The following is a 22,390-nucleotide window of genomic DNA, read 5'->3' on the forward strand; positions in this document are numbered from 1 at the left end:
TACACTCGAAACAATCATCCCCGAGCCATAACGAGAGCGTTATGCCCAGATTGGCGTCCGTGCTTTTTTTGCTGTCACTGATGATCTGGACCGCAACGGCTGACGCGCTGACTCTGACCGATGAAGAACGTAGCTGGCTGGCGGCTCACCCGGACTTGCGCCTGGGTGTCGATGCGTCGTGGCCGCCCTTTGAGTTTCGCGACGATCAGAGCCGCTATCAGGGCCTGGCTGCCGACTATATCGACGTGATTCGCCAACGCTTGGCAATCAAATTGACGCCCATTGAACCGGTGAGCTGGACGGTGGTGCTCGAACAGGTCAAATCGGGCAAGATCGACCTCCTGCCCGGCATCATGTCCACCCCCGAGCGTCAGACCTACCTGTCGTTCACCCGCCCGTATCTTGATTTTCCGATCGTCATTCTCGCCCACATCGGCGGCGCGCAACCGCGCAAGCTCGACGACCTGTACGGTTTGAAGATCGCCGTGGTGGAAAACTACGCGCCCCACGAACTGCTGCGCACCCACCACCCCGATCTGAACCTGGTGGCCATGCCCAATGTCAGTTCGGCATTGCAGGCGTTGGCGACCGACGAAGTGGACGCCGTCGTCGGTGACCTCGCGTCCAGCGTCTGGAGCCTGCGCCAGCTCAAGCTCGACGGTCTGTACGTCAGCGGCGAAACCCCTTATCGCTACCAACTGGCGATGGCCGTCCCCCGCGCCAACAAGGTACTGGTGGGAATTCTCGACAAAGTCCTCGCTGACATGAGTCCTGATGAAATCAGTAGTATTCAGGAGCATTGGGTCGGCAACGTCCTTGATCATCGGACATTCTGGTCAGACCTGCTGATCTACGGTTTACCGGGTCTGTTGCTGTTGGTGACGATTCTCGCCGTGGTGATCCGCATCAACCGTCGCCTGAGTTCGGAAATCGCCCGACGTATCGACCTCGAACAGGAACTGCGCAGCAGCGAATACCACTATCGTGGCCTGGTCGAGAGCCTGTCGGCCATCGCTTGGGAAGCACGGATGAGCGACTTCACCTACAGCTATGTGTCGCCCCACGCCGAAGACCTGCTTGGCTATCCACAATCCCATTGGTTGATTCCCGGTTTCTGGCACAACATCATTCACCCGGCCGATCTGACCCGTACACAAAGTTACTGCAAAGAAGCGCTTCGCCAGGGTCGCGATCACATCGTCGACTATCGGGTGATAACCGCTGATGGCCGCTGCCTGTGGGTGCGCGACATCGTCAGCCTGATCGAGCATGGCCATGAGCCGGTGATGCGCGGCCTGATGATCGACATCAGCGAAATCAAGCGCACCGAAGAGGCGCTGCGACTCTCGGAGCAAAAGTTCGCCTCGGTGTTTCAGCAATGCCCGGACATTCTGGTGATTGCACGACTGTCCGATGGCTGTCTGCTGGAGGTCAACGAAGCGTTTGAAGAACAGATCGGACTGAAAGCCGAAGAAGTGCTGGGCCAAACGGCGACCGAGCTGAATATCTGGGGGATTCCCGGCGTCGGTCCCGGATTGCTGCAGCGCCTGCAGGCAGGCAGCATTCGTAATCTGGAGATGCCGTTTCGCCGCAACAATGGCCAACTCTTTACCGGCCTGATTTCCGCCGAGCCGTTTGATCTGGACACTACACCCGCGCTTGTCGTCGTAGTACGAGACATTACCCAACTCAAGGAAACCCAACAGCAACTGCAAACCTCCGAAGAGAAATTTGCCAAAGCCTTCCATGCTTCGCCGGACGGTTTGCTGCTGTCACGCCAGAGCGACGGCCTGCTGCTGGAGGTCAACGAAGGATTCAGCCGTATCACCGGTTTCAATAGCGCCATGTCGGTGGATCGCTCGGCACTGGATCTGGGAATCTGGGTCAACCTCAACGAACGCAAACAGATGCTCGATCTGTTGCATCGCGACGGCTTCGTCCGTGACTTCACCTGCCATATCCGCCGCAGTGACGGGCAGATCCGCCTCTGTGAAGTATCCAGCCGTCCACTGCCGATTGGCGAAGATGACTGCATGCTGACCATCGCCCGCGACATTACCGAGCGGCATCTGATGCAGGAAAAACTGCAACAGGCCGCCACCGTGTTCGAAAGTACCGCTGAAGGCGTATTGATCACCGACACCCAACAACACATCAGTGCGGTCAATCGCGCTTTCACCGAAATCACTGGTTACAGCGAAAGCGAAGCGCTCGGGCATACGCCGCGCCTGCTCGCCTCCGGCCTGCATGACAGCGCGTTCTACGCGGCAATGTGGCACCAGTTGACCGACGAAGGTCACTGGCAAGGCGAGATCTCCAACCGACGCAAGAACGGCGAGCTGTACCCGAGCTGGCTGACCATCAGCGCCGTGCGCAATCGAGACAGGTTTATTACCCACTTTGTCGCGGTGTTTGCCGACATCTCCAGCCTCAAACATGCACAAGCCAAACTCGACTATCAGGCGCACCACGACCCGCTTACCGGTCTGCCAAACCGCACGCTGTTCGAAAACCGCTTGCTGATGGCACTGAACAGCCAGCAGGAAAACGGCAGTCAGGGCGCCGTGCTGTTTCTCGATCTCGACCGCTTCAAACACATCAATGACAGCCTCGGCCACCCGGTCGGCGATCTGCTGCTCAAGGGCATCGCCGTGCGCCTGAAGGAGCAATTGCGAGACATCGATACCGTGGCGCGTCTGGGCGGTGACGAATTCATCATTCTGTTACCCGGCCTGCAACAGGCCAGCGACGCCGACAACATCGCCACCAAACTGCTCAACTGCTTCGGTGCGCCATTCCAGGCCGGTGAGCATGAGTTCTTCATCAGTGCCAGCATCGGCACCAGCCTCTATCCTCGAGACGGTTGCGACGTCGCCACGCTGGTGAAAAACGCCGACGCGGCGATGTACCGCTCCAAGGCCAAGGGCCGCAACCGCGTCGAGAGCTACACCCGCGACCTCACCGCCCAGGCCAGCGAGCGCATTGCGCTTGAGCATGAACTGCGTCGGGCCATTGAACGTGATGAACTGTTTCTCTACTACCAACCAAAAATCAGCCTCGACGATCATCGTCTGGTCGGTGCCGAAGCGCTGATCCGCTGGCGTCACCCGACCTTCGGCGACGTGCCACCAGAACACTTCATTCCGCTGGCCGAAGAGAACGGCATGATCCTGCAGATTGGTGACTGGGTGCTCGAGACGGCGTGCCGGCAAATGTTCGAATGGAGTCAGGTCTACGACAGCCTCGGCCCGCTGTCGGTGAACCTCGCCGGTGCGCAATTGCGTCAGCCGAATCTGCTCGGACGCATCGAACAGCTGCTCAACGACAACCGCCTGCAACCGGATTTACTGCAACTGGAAATTACCGAGAACTTCATCATGAGTCAGGCCGAAGAGGCGTTGGCGGTGTTACACCAGCTCAAACACCTCGGCGTTCAATTGGCGATTGATGACTTCGGCACCGGATATTCTTCGCTCAGTTACCTCAAACGGCTGCCGCTGGACATCCTCAAAATCGACCAGTCGTTTGTCCGCGGACTGCCCGATGACCCCCACGATGCGGCCATCGTCCGGGCGATCATCGCACTGGGCCGGAGCATGCAGTTCACGGTTATCGCTGAAGGTGTGGAAACCCAGGCACAACAACAATTTCTCGCCGCCGAAGGCTGTGAACAGATCCAGGGCTACATCGTCAGCCTGCCGCTGCCGCCGGAAGAATTCGCAGCAACGTTTCTTCGTGTAACCGTATCGGATTTTTCGGATAGCACAGCCGAGAAACCGTCGCTATAATCCGCGACCTACTGAGGGCCTATAGCTCAGTTGGTTAGAGCAGAGGACTCATAATCCTTTGGTCCACGGTTCAAGTCCGTGTGGGCCCACCAAATTGAAAGCCGCGCTAAATGCGCGGCTTTTTCTTGGGCGATGGATTAGGGTTCGACGTCTTGGCGAGCGCAATGTACGAAGGGCATTGTTAGGAATACAACCGCAAGATCTGTAGGAATGTTCCCAAACTAGGTTTTCTCCCCTCTCCGCGCGTTGTTGACCGTTTCTCCAGACGAGTAATCTCCGGACGCCTCCGCCCGTCCAGGATCGATTTCATGCTCGTGAATGCTGCGCCACTGATAAAGGAAGCAGCCGACCAGCAAACCTGGATCGACCTCGCCTTACCCGATCTCTGAAGACAAAGAAAAGGGCAGCCATTTGGCTGCCCTTAATATTTGAATCCTGATATTTGCATCCTCAGGAAATGGGATGAAGAGGTCTCACCTTACACCGATGTTGCAGCATCGCTGAGGTACCTACGTCCACTAATGCCCTGCAAGGCAGCGGATTTCGCGCTCTTGCTGGCATTCTTGATAAATAGGCCAACCAAGTCAAATCAAATATCCGATGTATTGTTTCAGCGCAACGATGGCATCGATTCTTGGGTGAACAATTCAAACATCGCCTGCAAGCGTGTTGCTGACAGTGTCTGTAACATGCGTACTCACCGCCCCCACACCCATGGAGCCGCCCCCTTGCCCGACACCCGCACGCCCGTGCTTGATGAAATCGACCGCCAGTTGATTGCCGCCCTGCAGATCAACGCCCGCGAAAGCGTGGCCATGCTCGCCCGACAGTTGGGCATCGCGCGCACCACCGTGACTTCACGCTTGGCGCGGTTGGAAAAGGCCAAAGTGATTACCGGTTATGGCGTGCGCCTGGGTCAGCGCGTGGTCGATGGCGGGTTGCAGGCGTACGTCGGGATCAAGGTGCAGCCGCGTTCCGGAAAAGAGGTGTTGCGCCGCCTGAGTGCGATGGCGCAGGTGCAGCAGTTGTGTGCGGTGAGTGGCGAGTTTGATTATGTGGCGTGGTTGCGCACCGATTCGCCGGAGCAGCTGGACCAGTTGCTGGATCAGATCGGGAGTGTAGATGGGGTCGAGAAGACCACGACTTCGATCATCTTGAGCAGCAAGATTGATCGGGGGCAGCCGGTTTAAGGTCTTGATCGGGCTTCTCGGCTGGATTTCAGGGCCTCTTCGCGAGCAGGCCCCTCCTAAACTTTGGTCCATATGCAGTCTTTGATCGTCATATTGATCTGCTAACTGGCAAAACGACGACACTTTGCGTCTTATTAACGTGTTCTACGCTCCCTAGAATGGCAGGCATCTTTTCCTAGACTCAGACGCGCATCCTGCGTCGGGTCGCCAGCAAGGTCAGCCATGAACAAGAACAATCGCCATCCTGCAGACGGTAAGAAACCAGTCACCATTTTCGGCCCGGACTTTCCGTTCGCGTTCGACGACTGGATCGAGCACCCGGCCGGTCTCGGCACTATTCCTGAACATCATCATGGCGCTGAAGTGGCGATCGTCGGCGCTGGCATCGCCGGCCTGGTAGCGGCTTACGAGCTGATGAAGCTCGGCCTGAAACCGGTGGTCTACGAGGCTTCGAAGCTCGGCGGGCGTCTGCGCTCGCAAGCGTTCAACGGCACTGACGGCATCGTCGCGGAACTGGGTGGCATGCGTTTTCCGGTGTCCTCCACCGCGTTCTATCACTACGTCGACAAGCTCGGCCTGGAAACCAAACCTTTCCCGAACCCGCTGACGCCGGCCTCCGGCAGCACCGTGATCGACCTGGAAGGCAAAACCCATTACGCACAAAAACTGGCGGATCTTCCTGCACTGTTTCAGGAAGTGGCTGACGCCTGGGCGGACGCACTGGAAGCCGGCTCGCAGTTCGCCGATATCCAGCAAGCCATCCGCGATCGCGATGTGCCCCGGCTGAAAGAGCTGTGGAACACGCTGGTGCCGTTGTGGGACGACCGCACCTTCTACGACTTCGTCGCCACCTCAGAGGCCTTCGCCAAACTGTCGTTCCATCACCGCGAAGTGTTCGGTCAGGTCGGTTTCGGCACCGGCGGCTGGGATTCCGACTTCCCCAACTCGATGCTGGAAATCTTCCGCGTGGTGATGACCAACTGCGACGATCACCAGCACCTGGTGGTCGGTGGCGTCGAGCAAGTCCCACAAGGCATCTGGCGGCATGTGCCGGAGCGTTGCGTGCACTGGCCGGAAGGCACCAGCCTGAAATCCCTGCACCGTGGTGCGCCACGCTCGGGGGTGAAGAAAATCGCTCACGCGCCCGATGGCCGTTTCGCGGTCACCGACAATAATGGCGACACTCGCGAATACGCCGCAGTGCTGACCACTTGCCAGAGCTGGCTGCTGACCACCCAGATCGAATGCGACGAAACCCTGTTCTCGCAGAAGATGTGGATGGCCCTCGACCGCACCCGCTATATGCAATCGTCGAAGACTTTCGTGATGGTCGACCGGCCATTCTGGAAAGACAAAGACCCAGAAACCGGCCGCGACCTGATGAGCATGACCCTCACCGATCGCCTGACCCGCGGCACTTATCTGTTCGACAACGGCGACGACAAACCGGGGGTGATCTGCCTGTCGTACTCGTGGATGAGCGACGCCTTGAAGATGCTTCCGCACCCAGTGGAAAAACGCGTTGAGCTGGCGTTGAACGCGCTGAAAAAGATCTACCCGAAAGTCGATATCGCCGCGCGCATCATCGGCGATCCGATCACCGTGTCGTGGGAAGCCGACCCTTACTTTCTCGGTGCGTTCAAGGGCGCCCTGCCCGGCCACTATCGCTACAACCAGCGCATGTACGCGCACTTCATGCAGGACGAGATGCCCGCCGAGCAGCGCGGGATTTTCATCGCTGGCGACGATGTGTCGTGGACACCGGCGTGGGTTGAAGGCGCAGTGCAGACATCGCTCAACGCGGTGTGGGGGATCATGAAGCATTTCGGCGGTTCGACACATAAAGCGAACCCGGGCCCGGGTGATGTGTTCAAAGACATCGGCCCTATCGCCCTGCCCGAGTAAGAGGAATCCCTGATGCGTGTAGCCCTTTACCAATGTCCACCGCTGCCCCTGGACCCCGCCGCCAACCTGCAACGCCTGCATCAAGTGGCGATGGAGGCCAAAGGCGCCGATCTGCTGGTGCTGCCGGAGATGTTCATGACCGGCTACAACATTGGCGCCGAAGCGGTCAGCACCCTGGCCGAGGTCTACAACGGGGAATGGGCGCAGCAGATCGGCCGCATTGCCAAGTCGGCCGGTTTGGCGATTCTCTACGGTTACCCCGAGCGCACGGCGGACGGGCAGATCTACAACGCCGTGCAGTTGATAGACGCCAACGGTGAGCGCCTGTGCAATTACCGCAAGACGCACCTGTTCGGTGACCTTGATCGCTCGATGTTCAGCCCCGGCGAAGGCGATTTTCCGGTGGTTGAACTGAACGGCTGGAAACTCGGTTTCCTGATCTGCTACGACCTGGAATTCCCGGAAAACGCCCGACGCCTGGCCCTCGACGGCGCCGAGCTGATTCTGGTGCCGACGGCGAACATGATTCCGTTCGATTTTATCGCCGATGTCTCCGTACGCGCCCGCGCCTTCGAAAACCAATGCTACGTGGCCTACGCCAACTACTGCGGCCATGAAGGCGATATCCATTATTGCGGGCAAAGCAGCATCGCCGCGCCTGACGGCAGCCGTATCGCTCAGGCCGGTCTGGACGAAGCGTTGATCGTCGGCGAACTGGATCGGCAGTTGATGGTCGATTCCCGCGCGGCCAATCGCTACCTCAGCGACCGCCGCCCGGAGCTTTACGGCGCGCTGAACAAGCGCTAATCCGCTAGCATGGGCACTTCACTGTTCTGGAAGTGCCCATGCCTGCGCCGACTCACCCCCGCCCCCACACCGAAACCCTGGCCAACGGCTTGCGCGTGACCCTGCGTCATGTGCCAAGCCTCAAGCGCAGTGCCGCTGCCCTGCGGGTGGCTGCCGGTAGTCATGACGCGCCATTGGCGTGGCCCGGGCTGGCGCATTTCCTCGAGCATTTGCTGTTTCTCGGCACTGAGCGTTTTCCGGCGGACGAAGGGTTGATGGCCTACGTGCAGCGCCACGGTGGCCAAGTGAATGCCAGCACTGGCGAACGCACCACTGACTTTTTCTTCGAGCTGCCGACGCGCTCGTTCAGCGAGGGGTTGGAGCGTCTGTCAGACATGCTCGCCAAGCCGCGTATGAATCTGGACGATCAGCTGCGGGAACGAGAAGTGTTGCAGGCGGAATTTGTCGCCTGGTCGCAAGATCCTGCGGCTCAGCAGCAGTTTGCGTTGTATGAGGGTTTACCGGCAGAGCATCCGTTGCGCGGATTTCATGCGGGGAATCGGGATAGCCTGAAAGTGGAATTGCCAGCGTTTCAACAAGCGTTGAAGGATTTCCACCAGCAGTTCTATCGCACCGGACAAATGAGCTTGAGCCTGGTGGGGCCGCAGAGCCTTGAAGAGCTGCGTGCACTGGCCGAGCAGTTCGCAGCGGCTTTACCGGCTGGGGATAAAATTGTGCAGGCTGCGCCCCTGCAACTGGCGGTGAAAAGTTATCAACAGGCCGCTGAGCGACGCGCCAATCTGCTGTTTGCGTTCGATGATTTGCCGGAGTCTTCCGCCGGGGCAATGGCATTCCTCTGCCACTGGCTGAACAGTGCCAAGCCCGGTGGGTTGCTGGCGCATCTGCAGGAGCAGAATCTGGCGGATGATCTGAAAGCCGCACCACTGTACTGCTTTGCCGGGCAAGCCTTGCTGCATCTGGCATTCATCGCACCAGCCGAATCGATGAACGTCATTAGCGAACGCGCAAAGGATTGGCTGAGCTTCTTCGCGCAACAGGATTGGACACCGCTGCGGGCGGAATACATGGCCCTGGTTCAGCGCCAGCAACAAGTCAGCGGTGCGCTGCAACTGGCACGAGTCGACAGCGAGCGACAAGAGAGTGGGCTGTCCGACAGCGGCATCAGCGCCCTCAAACACCTGCTCCGTGAAATCGGTGTTGTGGATAACTTCAGCGCCCACTGGCGATTACCTGCTGCCAATCCATTTCTGCGCGCCAGCGAACCGCTCGCCAATGCGGGCCTGATTCGCGGCCAGACCAGCGCCCACCGTGGCCTTCGTACATTTGCTCAGGATCGCTCGCGCGGCCGTCGCGAACGCTCGCCGATGCAGTTCAGCCAGGTCTTGCCGGACAGCGGCGATGAAGGCGCGATTTATCTGCGTTGGCAGGTTGAGTCTGCCGCCAGCCCTGATCTGCACTCGAGATTGCAACGCAGTCTCCGGCAAACTCAGCAAGACGCGCGCGAGGCTGGAGTCGAGTTGTCTTTCAGCACCACAGGGCATCAATGGTTGCTCAAGCTCAATGGCCTGCAGGAGCCAATGCCCAGCGTCCTGGAGCATGCGCTGAAATGTCTGACGCAAGTTGACGCCGATTCGTTGCGTAGTGAGGCGGAAACGCCGCTGATCCCCATTCGCGAGTTGCTGAAAGCGCTGCCGGAACAGGCGCTGGAATCAGCTGAAACCGGCGACGACGCCCAACAGCTGTGGACAACTTCGCATTGGGACGGCCTCGCGTTGGGACTGAGCCAACAGACCCAGTCCGCCATGGGCCTGGCCCTGAGCCGGGTTCCCGGCATCCCGGACAACCATCTGGCAGCGCCGGCGGCAATCACCGCGCAAAAACACTGGCGCCATGTCGATACCGCCTCCAGCGAACACGCCGTGCTGTTGTTCTGCCCCGGCGCCAGCCGCGACATCGTCGAGGACGCCGCGTGGCGACTGTTGGCGCAGGTGTGCCAGACGCCGTTCTACCAGCGCCTGCGCGTCGAATTGCAATTGGGCTACGCGGTGTTCAGTGCGCTTCGCCAGATGAATGGCCAAACCGCCCTGCTGTTCGGCGTGCAATCTCCGAGCGCCAGACCTGCGGAGTTGCTCGAGCACATTCAACAGTTCCTCAAAGGTATGCCCGCGCTGATCGAACAACTTGATGAGGTCAGCCTCAACCAGCGGCGGCAAAACCTCGCGGATCAATTCGACGACGCCAATCTATCCAGCAAAGATGCTGCCGAGTTGCTCTGGCAGGCCAGACTCGCAGGCCACTCGTCGGATTATCTTGGGCAATTGCTCGCCGCCATTGGCCAACTCGATCGCCAGGCGTTGTTTAACGCAGCACAGCGCTTGATCAACGCCGAAGGCGGCTGGCTCTGTCTCGCCAGCGACCCCGCACCCGGTAACCCATGGCAAACGACAAACTGATCATTACCGAGGCTGCAAGGAGCTTTCTCGAATATTCACGGGCAAACCCGGTGAAATTTTGAGTAACATAGCCGCCTAACTATTTGGAACATCTTTGCGCTGCCGTGGACTATACCTATGGACAGCGCTATCCCACCCACCCTGAAGGAGACACCCATGTCCTGGACAAAACCTGCTTACACCGACCTGCGTATCGGCTTCGAAGTCACCATGTACTTCGCCAGCCGCTGAGTTCTGCTTACGTAGAATTGCAGTGCAACGCCTCGGCTCGCCGGGGCGTTTTATTTTCCGCGTAGAAATGATGGAGCGTTCATGTTCGTCCAGATTCTGGGTTCGGCCGCCGGTGGCGGTTTTCCGCAGTGGAACTGCAACTGCGTCAATTGCGCAGGCTTTCGCGACGGCAGCCTGAATGCCAAGGCCCGCACTCAATCGTCCATCGCGATTTCCGATGACGGCGTGAACTGGGTGCTGTGCAACGCCTCGCCGGACATCCGCGCGCAGCTGCAAAGCTTCGCCCCGATGCAACCGGGCCGCGCCCTGCGTGACACCGGCATCAGCGCGATCATCCTGATGGACAGCCAGATCGACCACACCACCGGCCTGCTCAGCCTGCGCGAAGGCTGCCCGCATCAGGTCTGGTGCACGGACATGGTTCACGAAGACCTCAGCACCGGTTTCCCGTTGTTCAAGATGCTTACCCACTGGAACGGCGGCTTGAACTGGAACCGCATTGAACTCGACCAGAGCTTCACCGTGGCGGCGTGCCCGAACCTGCGTTTCACCCCGCTGCCCCTGCGCAGCGCGGCGCCGCCGTACTCCCCGCATCGCTTTGATCCGCACCCGGGCGACAACATCGGTTTGATCGTTGAAGACCTGAACACCGGCGGCAAATTGTTCTACGCGCCGGGTCTGGGCAAAGTCGATGCGCCGTTGCTGGAGATCATGGCCGGCAGCGATTGCCTGCTGGTGGACGGCACGATGTGGGATGACGATGAAATGCAGCGCCGTGGCGTCGGCACCCGCACCGGTCGCGAGATGGGCCATCTGGCGCAGAACGGCCCTGGCGGCATGCTCGAAGTGCTGGAGCAGTTGCCTGAGCAGCGCAAAGTGCTTATCCACATCAACAACACCAACCCGATTCTCGACGAAGATTCGCCGGAGCGTGCCGAGTTGGCCCGGCGTAATGTTGAAGTGGCGTTCGATGGCATGAGTATTGTGCTGTAGCCACCGGCCTCTTCGCGAGCAAGCTCGCTCCCACATTGGATCTGTGGCGTTCACAAACCCTGTGGGAGCGAGCTTGCTCGCGAAAGCGTCCGAATAAACACCCAGGATTCCAACGGTTGTTCCCCGGAGAACCGCAATGACCGACACCCCGCTGTCCCCCGCCGAATTCGAAGCGGCCCTGCGCGCCAAAGGCGCCTACTACCACATCCACCACCCCTACCACGTGGCGATGTACCAAGGCCGCGCCACCCGCGAACAGATTCAGGGCTGGGTCGCCAACCGCTTCTACTATCAGGTGAACATCCCCCTGAAGGACGCGGCGATCCTCGCGAACTGCCCCGATAGGGAAATCCGCCGCGAGTGGATTCAACGTCTGCTCGACCACGACGGCGCCCCAGGCGAAGACGGCGGCATCGAAGCCTGGCTGCGACTCGGTCAAGCGGTCGGCCTCGATCCGGATCAATTGCGCTCCCAGGAACTGGTACTGCCCGGCGTACGTTTCGCCGTCGATGCCTACGTCAACTTCGCCCGCAGGGCCAGTTGGCAGGAAGCCGCCAGCAGCTCGCTGACTGAACTGTTCGCGCCGCAGATCCATCAGTCGCGCCTCGACAGCTGGCCACAGCATTACCCGTGGATCGATCCGGCCGGTTACGAATACTTCCGCACCCGCCTCGGTCAGGCCCGGCGTGATGTCGAGCACGGTCTGGCGATCACGCTCGAGCACTACAAGACCCGCGAAGGCCAGGAACGCATGCTGGAAATTCTCCAGTTCAAACTCGACATTCTTTGGAGCATGCTCGATGCCATGAGCATGGCCTACGAACTGAACCGCCCGCCGTATCACAGCGTCACCGAACAACGCGTCTGGCATAAAGGAATCACCTTATGAGTTTCGACCGCAGCAAAGTCCCGACCTGGCGTCCCGRCTACCGCTTCCAGTACGAGCAGGCGCAGAAAGGTCACGTGCTGCTCTACCCCGAAGGCATGATCAAACTCAACGACAGCGCCGCGCTGATCGGCGGCTTGATCGACGGCGAACGCGACGTTGCGGCGATTATTGCCAAACTCGATGAGCAGTTCCCCGGCGTGCCCGAGCTCGGTGACGACATCGAGCAATTCATGGAGGTTGCCCGTGCGCAGCACTGGATCGAACTTGCCTGATCTGCCGCCCAAGCCTGAAGTCGGCCTGCCGCTGTGGCTGCTCGCCGAGCTGACCTACCGCTGCCCGCTGCAATGCCCGTACTGCTCCAATCCCCTGGATTTCGCCGAGCAGGGCAAAGAGCTGAGCACCGAACAGTGGATCAAAGTGTTCCGCGAGGCGCGGGAGATGGGCGCGGCGCAACTGGGCTTTTCCGGCGGCGAGCCGCTGGTGCGTCAGGATCTCGCCGAGCTGATTCATGAAGCGCGGCAGTTGGGTTTCTACACCAACCTGATCACCTCCGGCATCGGCCTGACCGAGCAGAAAATCAGCGACTTCAAAAAGGCTGGCCTGGATCACATCCAGATCAGTTTCCAGGCCAGCGACGAGCAAGTGAACAACCTGCTCGCCGGCTCGAAAAAGGCCTTCGCGCAAAAGCTGGAAATGGCCCGCGCAGTGAAGGCCCACGGCTATCCGATGGTGCTGAACTTCGTCACCCACCGGCACAACATCGACAAAATCGACCGCATCATCGAGCTGTGCATTGCACTTGAGGCCGACTTTGTCGAACTCGCCACCTGCCAGTTTTACGGTTGGGCGCAGCTCAATCGTGTCGGCCTGTTGCCGACCAAAGAGCAACTGGTCCGTGCCGAGCGCATCACCAACGAATACCGCGCGAAACTGGAAGCCGAAGGGCATCCGTGCAAGTTGATTTTCGTCACCCCGGATTACTACGAAGAACGCCCGAAAGCCTGCATGAACGGCTGGGGCAGTATTTTTCTGACGGTCACACCGGACGGCACCGCCCTGCCTTGTCATGGCGCCCGACAGCTGCCGGTGCAATTTCCCAATGTGCGCGATCACAGCATGCAACACATCTGGTACGACTCGTTCGGCTTCAACCGCTTCCGTGGTTACAACTGGATGCCCGAGCCGTGCCGTTCGTGCGACGAGAAAGAAAAAGACTTCGGCGGCTGCCGCTGTCAGGCGTTCATGCTCACCGGTGATGCGAGCAATGCCGACCCGGTGTGCAGCAAATCCGAACATCACGGCGTGATCCTCAAGGCCCGCGAAGAAGCCGAGACCGCCACTCAAACCATCGAACAATTGGCCTTCCGCAATGAACGAAACTCGCGCCTCATCGCTAAAGGCTGAGCCTTTCAGCGCCTCGCAAGCCGTCGCTGCCGGGATGGACTTTGCCGAACTGCAGCTCGGTGCCAACGGGCTGTTCTGGAATGAATATCGTCCTGAGGATGCCGCCTGCCGGATCTGGCATTGGCGGGATGGTGTGGCGAAATGTCTGACGCCGAATGGTTTTAGCGTGCGCAGTCGGGTGTACGAATATGGCGGCGGTGCGTTTTGTCTAACGCCGGATGGGGTGGTTTTCGTCGCTGAGGCGGATCAGCAGTTGTATCGCCAGACTTTGGATGGCGAGCCTGAGGCGCTGACGTCGGGAGAGTGCCGTTATGGCGATCTGCATTTTGCTTTCGGCCAGGTGCTGGCGGTCGAAGAACAGCAAGATCAGCATCGGCTCGTCGCCATTGATCTGGCTGACGGAACGCGGCATTTATTGGCTGAAGGCGCGGATTTTTATGCGGCGCCAATCCTTAGTGTGGATGGCCAGCGTTTGGCCTGGATCGAGTGGAGTCGGCCGCATCAGCCGTGGACGTCGACCCGGTTGATGGTGGCTAAGCGTTCGACCAATAGCGCTTTTGGTTCGCCGCGATGCGTTGCCGGCGCCGAGTTTGAAGAGTCCATCCAACAACCACGATTCGATGCCGACAATCGCCTTTATTGCCTGACCGATCGTGGTGGATTCTGGCAGCCGTGGGCTGAGACTTCCGACGGTTTGGAGCGATTACCATCTGCGCAAGCCGATCACGCGCCGGCACCGTGGCAACTGGGCGGCTGCACTTGGTTGCCTGTTGAGAATGCGTTTTTGGCGAGCTGGAGCGAAGGTGGTTTTGGTCGCCTGACGCTCGGTGACGAAGATTTCACTGGTGACTACAGCCGCTTCCGTCATCTCGCTGTGGATGAGCGATTTATCTACTGCATCGCCGCCTCACCGATCAGTCCTTCGGCGGTCATCGCCGTTGATCGAACCACGCGAGAAGTGAACGTGCTGGTGGGTGGCGTAGCGCCCTTGCCTGCTGAGCGCATCAGCCGTCCGCAAACCCTGTGCTACCCAAGCGGTTCGGGCGAAGCGCATGGGTTCTTTTATCCGGCCATGAGCGGCGAGACAAACCCGCCGCTGGTGGTGTTCATCCACGGCGGCCCGACATCGGCCTGCTACCCGATGCTCGACCCGCGCATTCAATACTGGACGCAACGCGGCTTCGCCGTGGCCGATCTCAACTATCGCGGCAGCAGCGGGTATGGCCGCGAATATCGGCAGGCCTTGCATCTGAGCTGGGGTGAGGTGGATGTCGAGGATGCTTGTGCGGTGGTGAGTTATCTCACCGGCCAGGATTTGATCGACGGTGATCGCGCATTCATTCGTGGCGGCAGCGCAGGTGGCTACACCACGTTATGTGCGCTGGCGTTCAAGCAAGTCTTCCGCGCTGGAGCGAGTTTGTACGGCGTCAGCGATCCGGTTGCATTGGCTCGGGCTACGCACAAATTTGAAGGTGATTATCTGGACTGGCTGATCGGCGATCCCGAGCAAGACGCCGAACGCTACGCCGCCCGCACGCCGTTGTTGCACGCAAACAATATCCGCGTACCGGTGATTTTCTTTCAGGGTGAGCTGGATGCCGTGGTCGTGCCACAACAGACCCGCGACATGGTCACGGCGCTGGAGCAGAACGACATCCCCGTCGAAGCGCATTACTACCCCGACGAACGCCACGGCTTCCGCCGCGCGGCCAATCAGGCGCATGCGCTGGAGCAGGAGTGGAAGTTCTATCGGCGGGTGATGGGATTGGCGGACTGATCACCGCGCCCCGTTCAAAACCGAATTGCCCCATTCGCGAGCAGGCTCGCTCCCACATTGGATCTGTGTTGTTCACAAATCCCCTGTGGGAGCGAGCCTGCTCGCGAAAGCTATCTATCAGGCGCAGCAGTACTCAACGCTTGGCGATGATGTACACCGCATGCACGATCCCCGGAATATACCCGCACAACGTCAGCAGAATGTTCAACCAGAACGCCCCGCCAAACCCGACCTGCAGAAACACACCCAGTGGCGGCAACAGAATGGCGATGATGATGCGAATGAAGTCCATGGGTCAGCTCCTGAATGGGGGTTGGCTCACATGAGCCATACAAGCTAATCGACCTGCGCCGTTCGTCAGGGTTCAGTGCAACTGCCATTTGATCGCCATCACCTCACAAAAAAACGCCCCACGCCAAAAGAATCAGGCGTGGGGCGTGCGTTATACCGCGAGACGGTTCTGGAAATCGGGTAGGAAAGTTCAGCTCAGACGGCAATCCCTTTACGGCATTGCAGTTGCGCGGTGCGCACTCGCGAGAACGCGCGGCCCAGGCGCAGGAGCATTTCGTCGATGTTGGTTTTGCTGACGGTAAGGGCCGGGGTGAAGCGCAAACAGTTGGCTTGCGGGGCGTTGAGCAGCAGGCCTTCGTGCAGGGCTGCATGGACCACAGCATCGGCGGAATCGTCCGACAGGGTCAGACCATAGAACAGGCCTTGGCCGCGCAATTTGCCGTGGTCGTAGCGGTGCGCCAATCGGGCCAGGCCTTCGCGCAGATGCTGGCCATTATCGTTGACCTGCTGCAGGAAGCTGCGGTCGTACACGCTGTCGAGCACCACGAGACCAGCCGCTGTCATCAGCGCATTGCCGTGATGCGTGCCGCCCAGTTCACCCGCGTCGAAACAACACGCCTTGCCTCGCGCCAGCAGCGCCGCCAAGGGCACACCGCCGCCAAGGCCTTTGCCGAGCACGACGATATCGGCGCGTACGCCATAGGACTGTTCGGCAAGCAAGGTGCCACAGCGACCGATGCCGGTTTGCACTTCATCGAGAATCAGCAGAATGCCCAGCTCTCGGCACAGACGTTCAACACCTTTTAGATAATGCCCGGTCGCCGGCACCACCCCCGCATCGCTCTGGATCGGTTCAAGCATGATCGCCACGGTTTGCGCATCGACCGCCGCGTGCAGGGCCGGCAAGTCGTTGAACGGCACCAGATCGAAACCCGGCAGCAACGGCGCGAAACGGTTGTGCAGGTTGCAGCTGTCGGAGGCAGAAATCGTCGCCAGACTGCGGCCATGACAGCCTTGCTTCGCCACAATAATTCGCGAAGCGCCGCCACGATGCAGTTGGCCCCATTTGCGCGCCAGTTTGATCGCCGCTTCACAGGCTTCGCTGCCGCTGTTGAGCAGATAGGCCTGATCGCTGGAGGTGCTGGCGCACAGCCGTTCAGCGAGGCTGAGCATGCCGCGATTGTGCAGATTGAAGCCGGGATTGATCAGTGCCTGCGCCTGACTGCTGATGGCTTTGACCAATGCCGAAGGACTGTGACCAAGACTGTTGGCGCCACCGGCCTGGGAAAAGTCGAGGTACGCACGATCGTTGCTGTCCCACAACCAGGAACCCTGACCACGAACGAACACCTGTTGCGGCCGTTCGACGCTGGGCATCAGGCGTTCGGTGCTCAGATTTTCGTTGATATCAGAAGGATCAACCTCAAAGGCGAGGTCATCAAGACTCGGCGTCTGGCGCCGCAAACTGAACAGATTCATTGAAAAACACCGCGTTTAAGGTGTTTTGAACTGCCTATGCAAACACTGTCGAAGCGAACGCTATTCATCGCGCTTTCTGGCCCTGTAAGCCTTGTGAATGCGGTTAGACTAGGCTCACTGAGGCCTGCGGGCCATTTCGATTTACCAGCATTTTCGATAAGCATTACTTATGGATTTCAAACAACTGCGTTATTTCGTCGCGGTCTACGAAGAAGGCCATGTCGGTCGCGCCGCCGAACGCCTGTCGATCTCGCAACCGGCACTGTCGCAGCAGATCCGCCAGCTCGAACAGAACCTCGACGTTACCCTGTTCGAGCGCAGCAGCAAGCGTCTGCTGCCAACCCTCGCCGCGCACACGTTGTACAACCACGCCTTGCCGCTGCTCGACGGATTGCAGCGGGCGCGTGAGGCATTGGGCAACTTCAAGGGCCAGGCCTTGCGCACGCTGGCAATCGGCGTGCTGCAAACGGTTCACACCAGTCTCGTTCCGCAAATGCTTGAGCGGGTGCGCAAGGCACAGCCACATCTGGTGGTGCAGATCTATGAATTGACCGGACTTGAGATCGAGCGGCGGCTGCTCAACGGCTCTTTGGACATCGGCATCAGTTACCTGCCGCCGCGCCAACCCGGCCTGCACGGCGTGATGCTCTACGAAGATGAGCTGACGCTGGTCATCCCGGCGGATCATCCGCTGCGTGAATTCAAGAAAGTTTCGATGCGCCAGGCGGCTGAACTGCCGATGTTGCTGCTGGGCGAAGAGTTTCAGATCCGCCAGATCTGGCAGGCGCAACTGACCAACCTCGGACGACGCCCGCAGGTGCAGGCCGAACTGAACAATATGGTGGGGATACTCGACAGTCTGCCGCACACCAAACTGGCGACGGTGCTGCCGGGGCGTTCGCAAAAGGAGTACGACGATCAGGATCTGCTCTGGAAACCGCTGAGCGAACCGCGCGTGCCGCTGAAAGTTGGGTTGGTCTGTCGCGATGTGCAGCGCCAGCAGGCGCCTTTGGCGCTGTTGCAGACATTGCTGGAGGAAGTGATGGAGCGTGAAGTGCGGCCAGAGAGAGATCCTCTGGTCTGAGCACTTTTCTGCAGGCAAAAGAAAACCCCGCCGAAGCGGGGCTTTGCAGACTGTTTCCCTGACATCCATTTCACTCCGCCACCCTGGCAGAATCCTACGTGTCCGTGTTGTTGCTTTGCGCTTCCTGCGCGACGTCCATGAAATGTAGATTAGCCGTGGATCCAATCTACGCATATGGGAGAACAGCAGCACGTCATGTAAGAGAATGCTTACATGACGTCATCGCGTCAGAATTGCGCCGCATCCAGCAGGAATAGCGACTCGCTACCGGCCTTCACCGACGCACTCAACGAGTGGATACGCGGCAGCAAACGGGCGAAGTAGAAGCGCGCGGTGCCCAGTTTGCTGGCATAGAAATCGTCTTGCGCTTCTTTGCCCAGCGAAGCTTTGGCCATCAGTGCCCACATGTAGGCGTACGCTGTGTATCCGAATGCTTGCAAATATTCGACCGAAGCCGCGCCGATTTCGTTCGGATTGGTTTTCGCCCGGTCCAGCAGCCACGAGGTCAGCTCGTCGAGAGTGTCGACGGCATCGTTCAGCGGCTTGGTGAATTCACCCAGATCGGCGCTGGCCGTCGCGGTGAAATGGCGGATCTCGTCAGCGAACAGCTTGTAGAAAGAGCCACCGCTGCCGACGATCTTGCGCCCGACCAGGTCCAGCGCCTGAATGCCGTTGGTGCCTTCATAGATCTGGGTGATGCGCACGTCACGTACCAGTTGCTCCTGGCCCCACTCGCGGATGTAGCCGTGGCCGCCGAAAATCTGCTGGCCGTGCACGGTGGTTTCCAGACCCAGGTCGGTGAGGAATGCCTTGGCCACCGGCGTCAGCAACGCGACCAGATCTTCCGCACGTTTGCGGGTGGTGGCGTCTTCGCTGAACTTGGCGGTGTCGAGCTGCATCGCTACGTAGGTGGAGAACGCACGGCCGCCCTCGTTCGAGGCTTTCATGGTCAGCAACATGCGCCGTACGTCCGGGTGGACGATGATCGGGTCAGCGACTTTTTCTTTGTTCTGCGCGCCGGTTGGCGAACGGCTTTGCAGACGGTCGCGGGCGTATTCGACGGCGTTCTGATAGGAGCGCTCGCCGGTGGCCAGACCTTGGATGCCGACGCCCAAACGCTCGTAGTTCATCATGGTGAACATCGCGGCCAGACCTTTGTTCGGCTCGCCAACCAGATAACCCACGGCTTCGTCGAAGTTCATCACACAGGTCGCGGACGCCTGGATGCCCATTTTGTGTTCGATCGAACCGCAGTTCGCCGGGTTGCGCGCGCCGAGGCTGCCGTCGGCGTTGACCATGAACTTCGGCACGAGGAACAGCGAGATGCCCTTAGGACCGGCCGGGGCGTCCGGCAGCTTGGCCAGCACCAGGTGAATGATGTTTTCGGTGAGGTCGTGTTCGCCGCCAGTGATGAAGATTTTGGTGCCGCTGACTTTGTAGGAGCCGTCGGCCTGAGGCTCGGCCTTGGTGCGAATAATCCCCAGGTCGGTGCCGGCGTGCGGCTCGGTCAGGCACATCGAGCCGGCCCAGACGCCAGCGTACATGTTCGGCAGGTACGCGGCTTTCAGCTCTTCGCTGGCGTGAGCGTTGATCGACAGGCAGGCGCCGGCGGTCAGCATCGGGTACAGACCGAACGACAGGCTGGCGGAGTTGACCATTTCTTCGACTTGCGCCGACACGGCTTTGGGCATGCCCATGCCGCCGTATTGCGGATCGCCACCGACGCCAACCCAGCCGCCTTCAGCATACGTCTGATAAGCCTGTGGGAAACCGGCCGGCGTGGTGACGGCACCGTCCTTCCAGTGGCAGCCTTCTTCGTCGGCAGCGCGGCTCAGAGGTGCGATGCTTTTGCTGGTGACTTTGCCGGCCTCTTCGAGAATGGCTTCAACGGTTTCGGCGTCGACAGTCTCGGCCAGGGCCGGCAGTTCGGCCCAGAGCTTGGCGACTTCGAACACTTCATTGAGGACGAAGCGCATATCGCGCAGCGGCGCTTTGTAGTCAGCCATGGCAAACCTCGCAAGATCTAAACAGGTGATTCGTGGAATGATGTTTTCTGAGCCGGAGTGTACCTCAACAACTTTTGCGACACATAGGGTCAACCAGTGACTGATTTGTTATTTTTAGTCACCAAAAAACATCGTAGCCTTCGCCAGCGCCTACAGATAAAACTCGATCCCATGTAGGAGCTGCCGCAGGCTGCGATCTTTTGATCTTCCTTAAAGCGCAAACATTTCAGCCGGCAACTTCATCAAGCAATCACTGCCCGCCTCGATCGCCGCACGATGCGCCGCCGTACGCGGCAACAAGCGCTTGAAGTAAAACTCGCACGTCGCCAATTTCCCGCGCAGGTAATCCCTCTCGCCCTCGCCCGCCTCCAGTTGCGCCTGCGCCACCAGACCCATGCGCAACCACAGATAGCCAAGGATGATGTAACCGCTGTACATCAGGTAATCCACCGACGCCGCGCCCACTTCATCCGGGTTCTTCATCGCCGCCATGCCGACCTTCATCGTCAGGTCGCCCCACTGCTGGTTCATCTGATTGAGCTGCGCAACGAAACCGCCCAGCTGCGGGTGCTCAGCGTTGGCTGAGCAGAACTTATGGACGATTTTGGTGAAACCGCGCAGCAACTTGCCCTGACTGCCCAGCACCTTGCGTCCGAGCAGGTCCAGCGCCTGAATGCCGTTGGTGCCTTCATAGATCGGTGCAATCCGGCAATCGCGCACCAGTTGCTCCATGCCCCATTCGCGAATGAAACCGTGGCCGCCGAACACCTGCATGCCGTGGTTGGTCACTTCCAGGCCGGTGTCGGTCATGAACGCTTTGCAGATTGGCGTGAGGAACGCCAGCAAACCCTCGGCCTCCTGCCGTGCTTCGGCATCACCGCTCAGATGCGCGACATCGAGCAACTGCGCGGTGAAGTAGGTCAGCGCCCGATTGCCTTCGTTAAAGGCTTTCATGGTCAGCAGCATGCGCCGCACGTCCGGGTGGACAATGATCGGGTCGGCAGTTTTATCCGGGGCTTTGGCGCCGGTCAGCGCGCGCATCTGCAAGCGGTCGTTGGCGTATTTGATCGCGCCCTGGAAGCTTGCTTCGCCCAGACACAAACCCTGCATGCCGGTGCCTAGCCGCGCGTGGTTCATCATGGTGAACATGCAGTTCAGGCCCTTGTTCGGCTCACCGATCAGATAGCCCTTGGCGCTATCGAAGTTCAGCACACAAGTGGCTGAAGCCTTGATGCCCATCTTGTGTTCGATCGAACCACAGGAAACACCGTTGCGCTCGCCCGCTTCACCCGCCGTATCCGGCAAGAACTTCGGCACGATAAACAGCGAAATCCCTTTGGTTCCGGCTGGAGCGTCGGGCAATTTGGCCAACACCAGATGGATGATGTTGTCGCTCATGTCGTGCTCGCCGGCAGAGATGAAAATCTTGCTGCCGGTGACCGCGTAACTACCATCAGCCTGAGGCACAGCGCGGGTCTTGATGATCCCCAGGTCGGTGCCGCAATGGGCTTCGGTCAGGCACATGGTACCGGTCCACTGGCCGGCGGTGAGTTTGCTCAGGTAGGTGTCTTTTTGCTCAGCGCTGCCGTGGGCGTGGATCGCCGACATCGCGCCGTGGGTCAGGCCCGGGTACATGCCCCAGGAAGTGTTGCTGGAGCCGACCATCTCGCTGATCACCAGCCCAAGCGAACTCGGCAGGCCTTGGCCGCCGTAAGCCGGATCCGCCGCCAGACCGTGCCAGCCGCCTTCCACGTATTGTGCGAAGGCTTGCTTGAAGCCTGCAGGCGTTGTCACCACGCCGTTGTCGAAATGGCAGCCCTCTTCATCACCGCTGCGATTGAGCGGCGCGAGCACGTTCTCACAGAACTTCGCGCCCTCTTCGAGGATCGCGTTGATCATGTCAGGGCTGGCGTCGTGCGCGCCAAGGGCGGCGTAATTGCTGTGGAAGTCGAAGACGTGATCGATCAGAAAGCGCATGTCGCGCAGGGGGGCTTTGTACTCAGGCATGGTGGCTTCTCCGTCAGCAGATTGCTCCAACCTACTGCTGGCCACCACACCCCACAATCACTGTGCAGACGCTGAATGCGCCGTCA

The 22,390-nt window shown here is 59.6% G+C and carries 16 protein-coding genes and 1 tRNA gene; 13 read left to right on the forward strand and 4 right to left on the reverse strand.

All coding sequences use genetic code 11. The features are described 5' to 3' along the window. Positions 1–41 precede the first annotated feature (41 nt). The 12 genes from AC1DVF_RS00250 (at position 42) to AC1DVF_RS00305 (ending at position 15,437) form a co-directional block, all read left to right on the forward strand. The gene (locus AC1DVF_RS00250) at positions 42–3,788 is read left to right on the forward strand and encodes a bifunctional diguanylate cyclase/phosphodiesterase (protein ID WP_320336238.1); all 3,747 of its coding nucleotides are present in this window, start codon (positions 42–44) and stop codon (positions 3,786–3,788) included. Positions 3,789–3,803: 15 nt separating this feature from the next. Next, positions 3,804–3,880, forward strand: a tRNA-Ile gene (locus tag AC1DVF_RS00255). 636 nt (positions 3,881–4,516) lie between these two features. Continuing rightward, positions 4,517–4,978: an Lrp/AsnC family transcriptional regulator gene (locus tag AC1DVF_RS00260; protein ID WP_093429958.1), complete on the forward strand. Its 462-nt coding sequence runs from the start codon at positions 4,517–4,519 to the stop codon at positions 4,976–4,978. Positions 4,979–5,200: 222 nt separating this feature from the next. Next, positions 5,201–6,883 (forward strand): flavin monoamine oxidase family protein, encoded by a 1,683-nt coding sequence (locus tag AC1DVF_RS00265; protein WP_099757338.1) that lies wholly within the window; start codon positions 5,201–5,203, stop codon positions 6,881–6,883. Positions 6,884–6,895: 12 nt separating this feature from the next. Next, positions 6,896–7,690: a carbon-nitrogen hydrolase family protein gene (locus AC1DVF_RS00270; RefSeq protein WP_460089106.1), complete on the forward strand. Its 795-nt coding sequence runs from the start codon at positions 6,896–6,898 to the stop codon at positions 7,688–7,690. 38 nt (positions 7,691–7,728) lie between these two features. Continuing rightward, positions 7,729–10,143 (forward strand): pyrroloquinoline quinone biosynthesis protein PqqF, encoded by a 2,415-nt coding sequence (gene pqqF / locus AC1DVF_RS00275; protein WP_477781843.1) that lies wholly within the window; start codon positions 7,729–7,731, stop codon positions 10,141–10,143. Positions 10,144–10,299: 156 nt separating this feature from the next. Continuing rightward, a complete protein-coding gene (gene pqqA / locus AC1DVF_RS00280; protein ID WP_003422658.1) occupies positions 10,300–10,374 on the forward strand; it encodes a pyrroloquinoline quinone precursor peptide PqqA in 75 nt (24 codons plus the stop codon). Between the two features lie 81 nt (positions 10,375–10,455). Continuing rightward, entirely contained in the window at positions 10,456–11,367 is a 912-nt protein-coding gene (pqqB, locus tag AC1DVF_RS00285; RefSeq protein ID WP_103520389.1) for a pyrroloquinoline quinone biosynthesis protein PqqB, read from the forward strand. 136 nt (positions 11,368–11,503) lie between these two features. After that, on the forward strand, positions 11,504–12,256 hold the full coding sequence (gene pqqC, locus AC1DVF_RS00290) for a pyrroloquinoline-quinone synthase PqqC (RefSeq protein ID WP_093429953.1): 753 nt from the start codon (positions 11,504–11,506) through the stop codon (positions 12,254–12,256). Next, positions 12,253–12,528: a pyrroloquinoline quinone biosynthesis peptide chaperone PqqD gene (pqqD, locus tag AC1DVF_RS00295; protein WP_477781844.1), complete on the forward strand. Its 276-nt coding sequence runs from the start codon at positions 12,253–12,255 to the stop codon at positions 12,526–12,528. Before pqqC ends, pqqD begins: the two co-directional genes overlap by 4 nt. Continuing rightward, complete coding sequence (gene pqqE / locus AC1DVF_RS00300; protein WP_460092280.1) at positions 12,521–13,660, forward strand: pyrroloquinoline quinone biosynthesis protein PqqE; 1,140 nt, start codon at positions 12,521–12,523, stop codon at positions 13,658–13,660. The genes pqqD and pqqE overlap by 8 nt, the downstream gene beginning before the upstream one ends. Continuing rightward, positions 13,626–15,437, forward strand: a complete 1,812-nt coding sequence (locus AC1DVF_RS00305; RefSeq protein WP_477781845.1) for a S9 family peptidase — start codon at positions 13,626–13,628, stop codon at positions 15,435–15,437. The genes pqqE and AC1DVF_RS00305 overlap by 35 nt, the downstream gene beginning before the upstream one ends. A 133-nt stretch (positions 15,438–15,570) precedes the next feature. Here AC1DVF_RS00305 and AC1DVF_RS00310 read toward each other — a convergent pair whose 3' ends face one another. Further along, positions 15,571–15,729, reverse strand: a complete 159-nt coding sequence (locus AC1DVF_RS00310) for a YqaE/Pmp3 family membrane protein (RefSeq protein ID WP_003228885.1) — start codon at positions 15,727–15,729, stop codon at positions 15,571–15,573. Positions 15,730–15,923: 194 nt separating this feature from the next. Beyond that, a complete protein-coding gene (locus tag AC1DVF_RS00315) occupies positions 15,924–17,207 on the reverse strand; it encodes an aspartate aminotransferase family protein (protein ID WP_477781846.1) in 1,284 nt (427 codons plus the stop codon). A gap of 169 nt (positions 17,208–17,376) precedes the next feature. Between AC1DVF_RS00315 and AC1DVF_RS00320 the strand changes: the two genes are divergently transcribed. Then, positions 17,377–18,291: a LysR family transcriptional regulator gene (locus AC1DVF_RS00320; RefSeq protein WP_093429950.1), complete on the forward strand. Its 915-nt coding sequence runs from the start codon at positions 17,377–17,379 to the stop codon at positions 18,289–18,291. A gap of 227 nt (positions 18,292–18,518) precedes the next feature. Here AC1DVF_RS00320 and AC1DVF_RS00325 read toward each other — a convergent pair whose 3' ends face one another. Then, on the reverse strand, positions 18,519–20,297 hold the full coding sequence (locus tag AC1DVF_RS00325) for an acyl-CoA dehydrogenase C-terminal domain-containing protein (protein ID WP_477781847.1): 1,779 nt from the start codon (positions 20,295–20,297) through the stop codon (positions 18,519–18,521). Between the two features lie 210 nt (positions 20,298–20,507). Then, positions 20,508–22,304 (reverse strand): acyl-CoA dehydrogenase C-terminal domain-containing protein, encoded by a 1,797-nt coding sequence (locus AC1DVF_RS00330; RefSeq protein ID WP_477781848.1) that lies wholly within the window; start codon positions 22,302–22,304, stop codon positions 20,508–20,510. Positions 22,305–22,390 lie beyond the last annotated feature (86 nt).

The sequence above is a fragment of the Pseudomonas sp. P4_D7 genome (genome assembly GCF_056401755.1).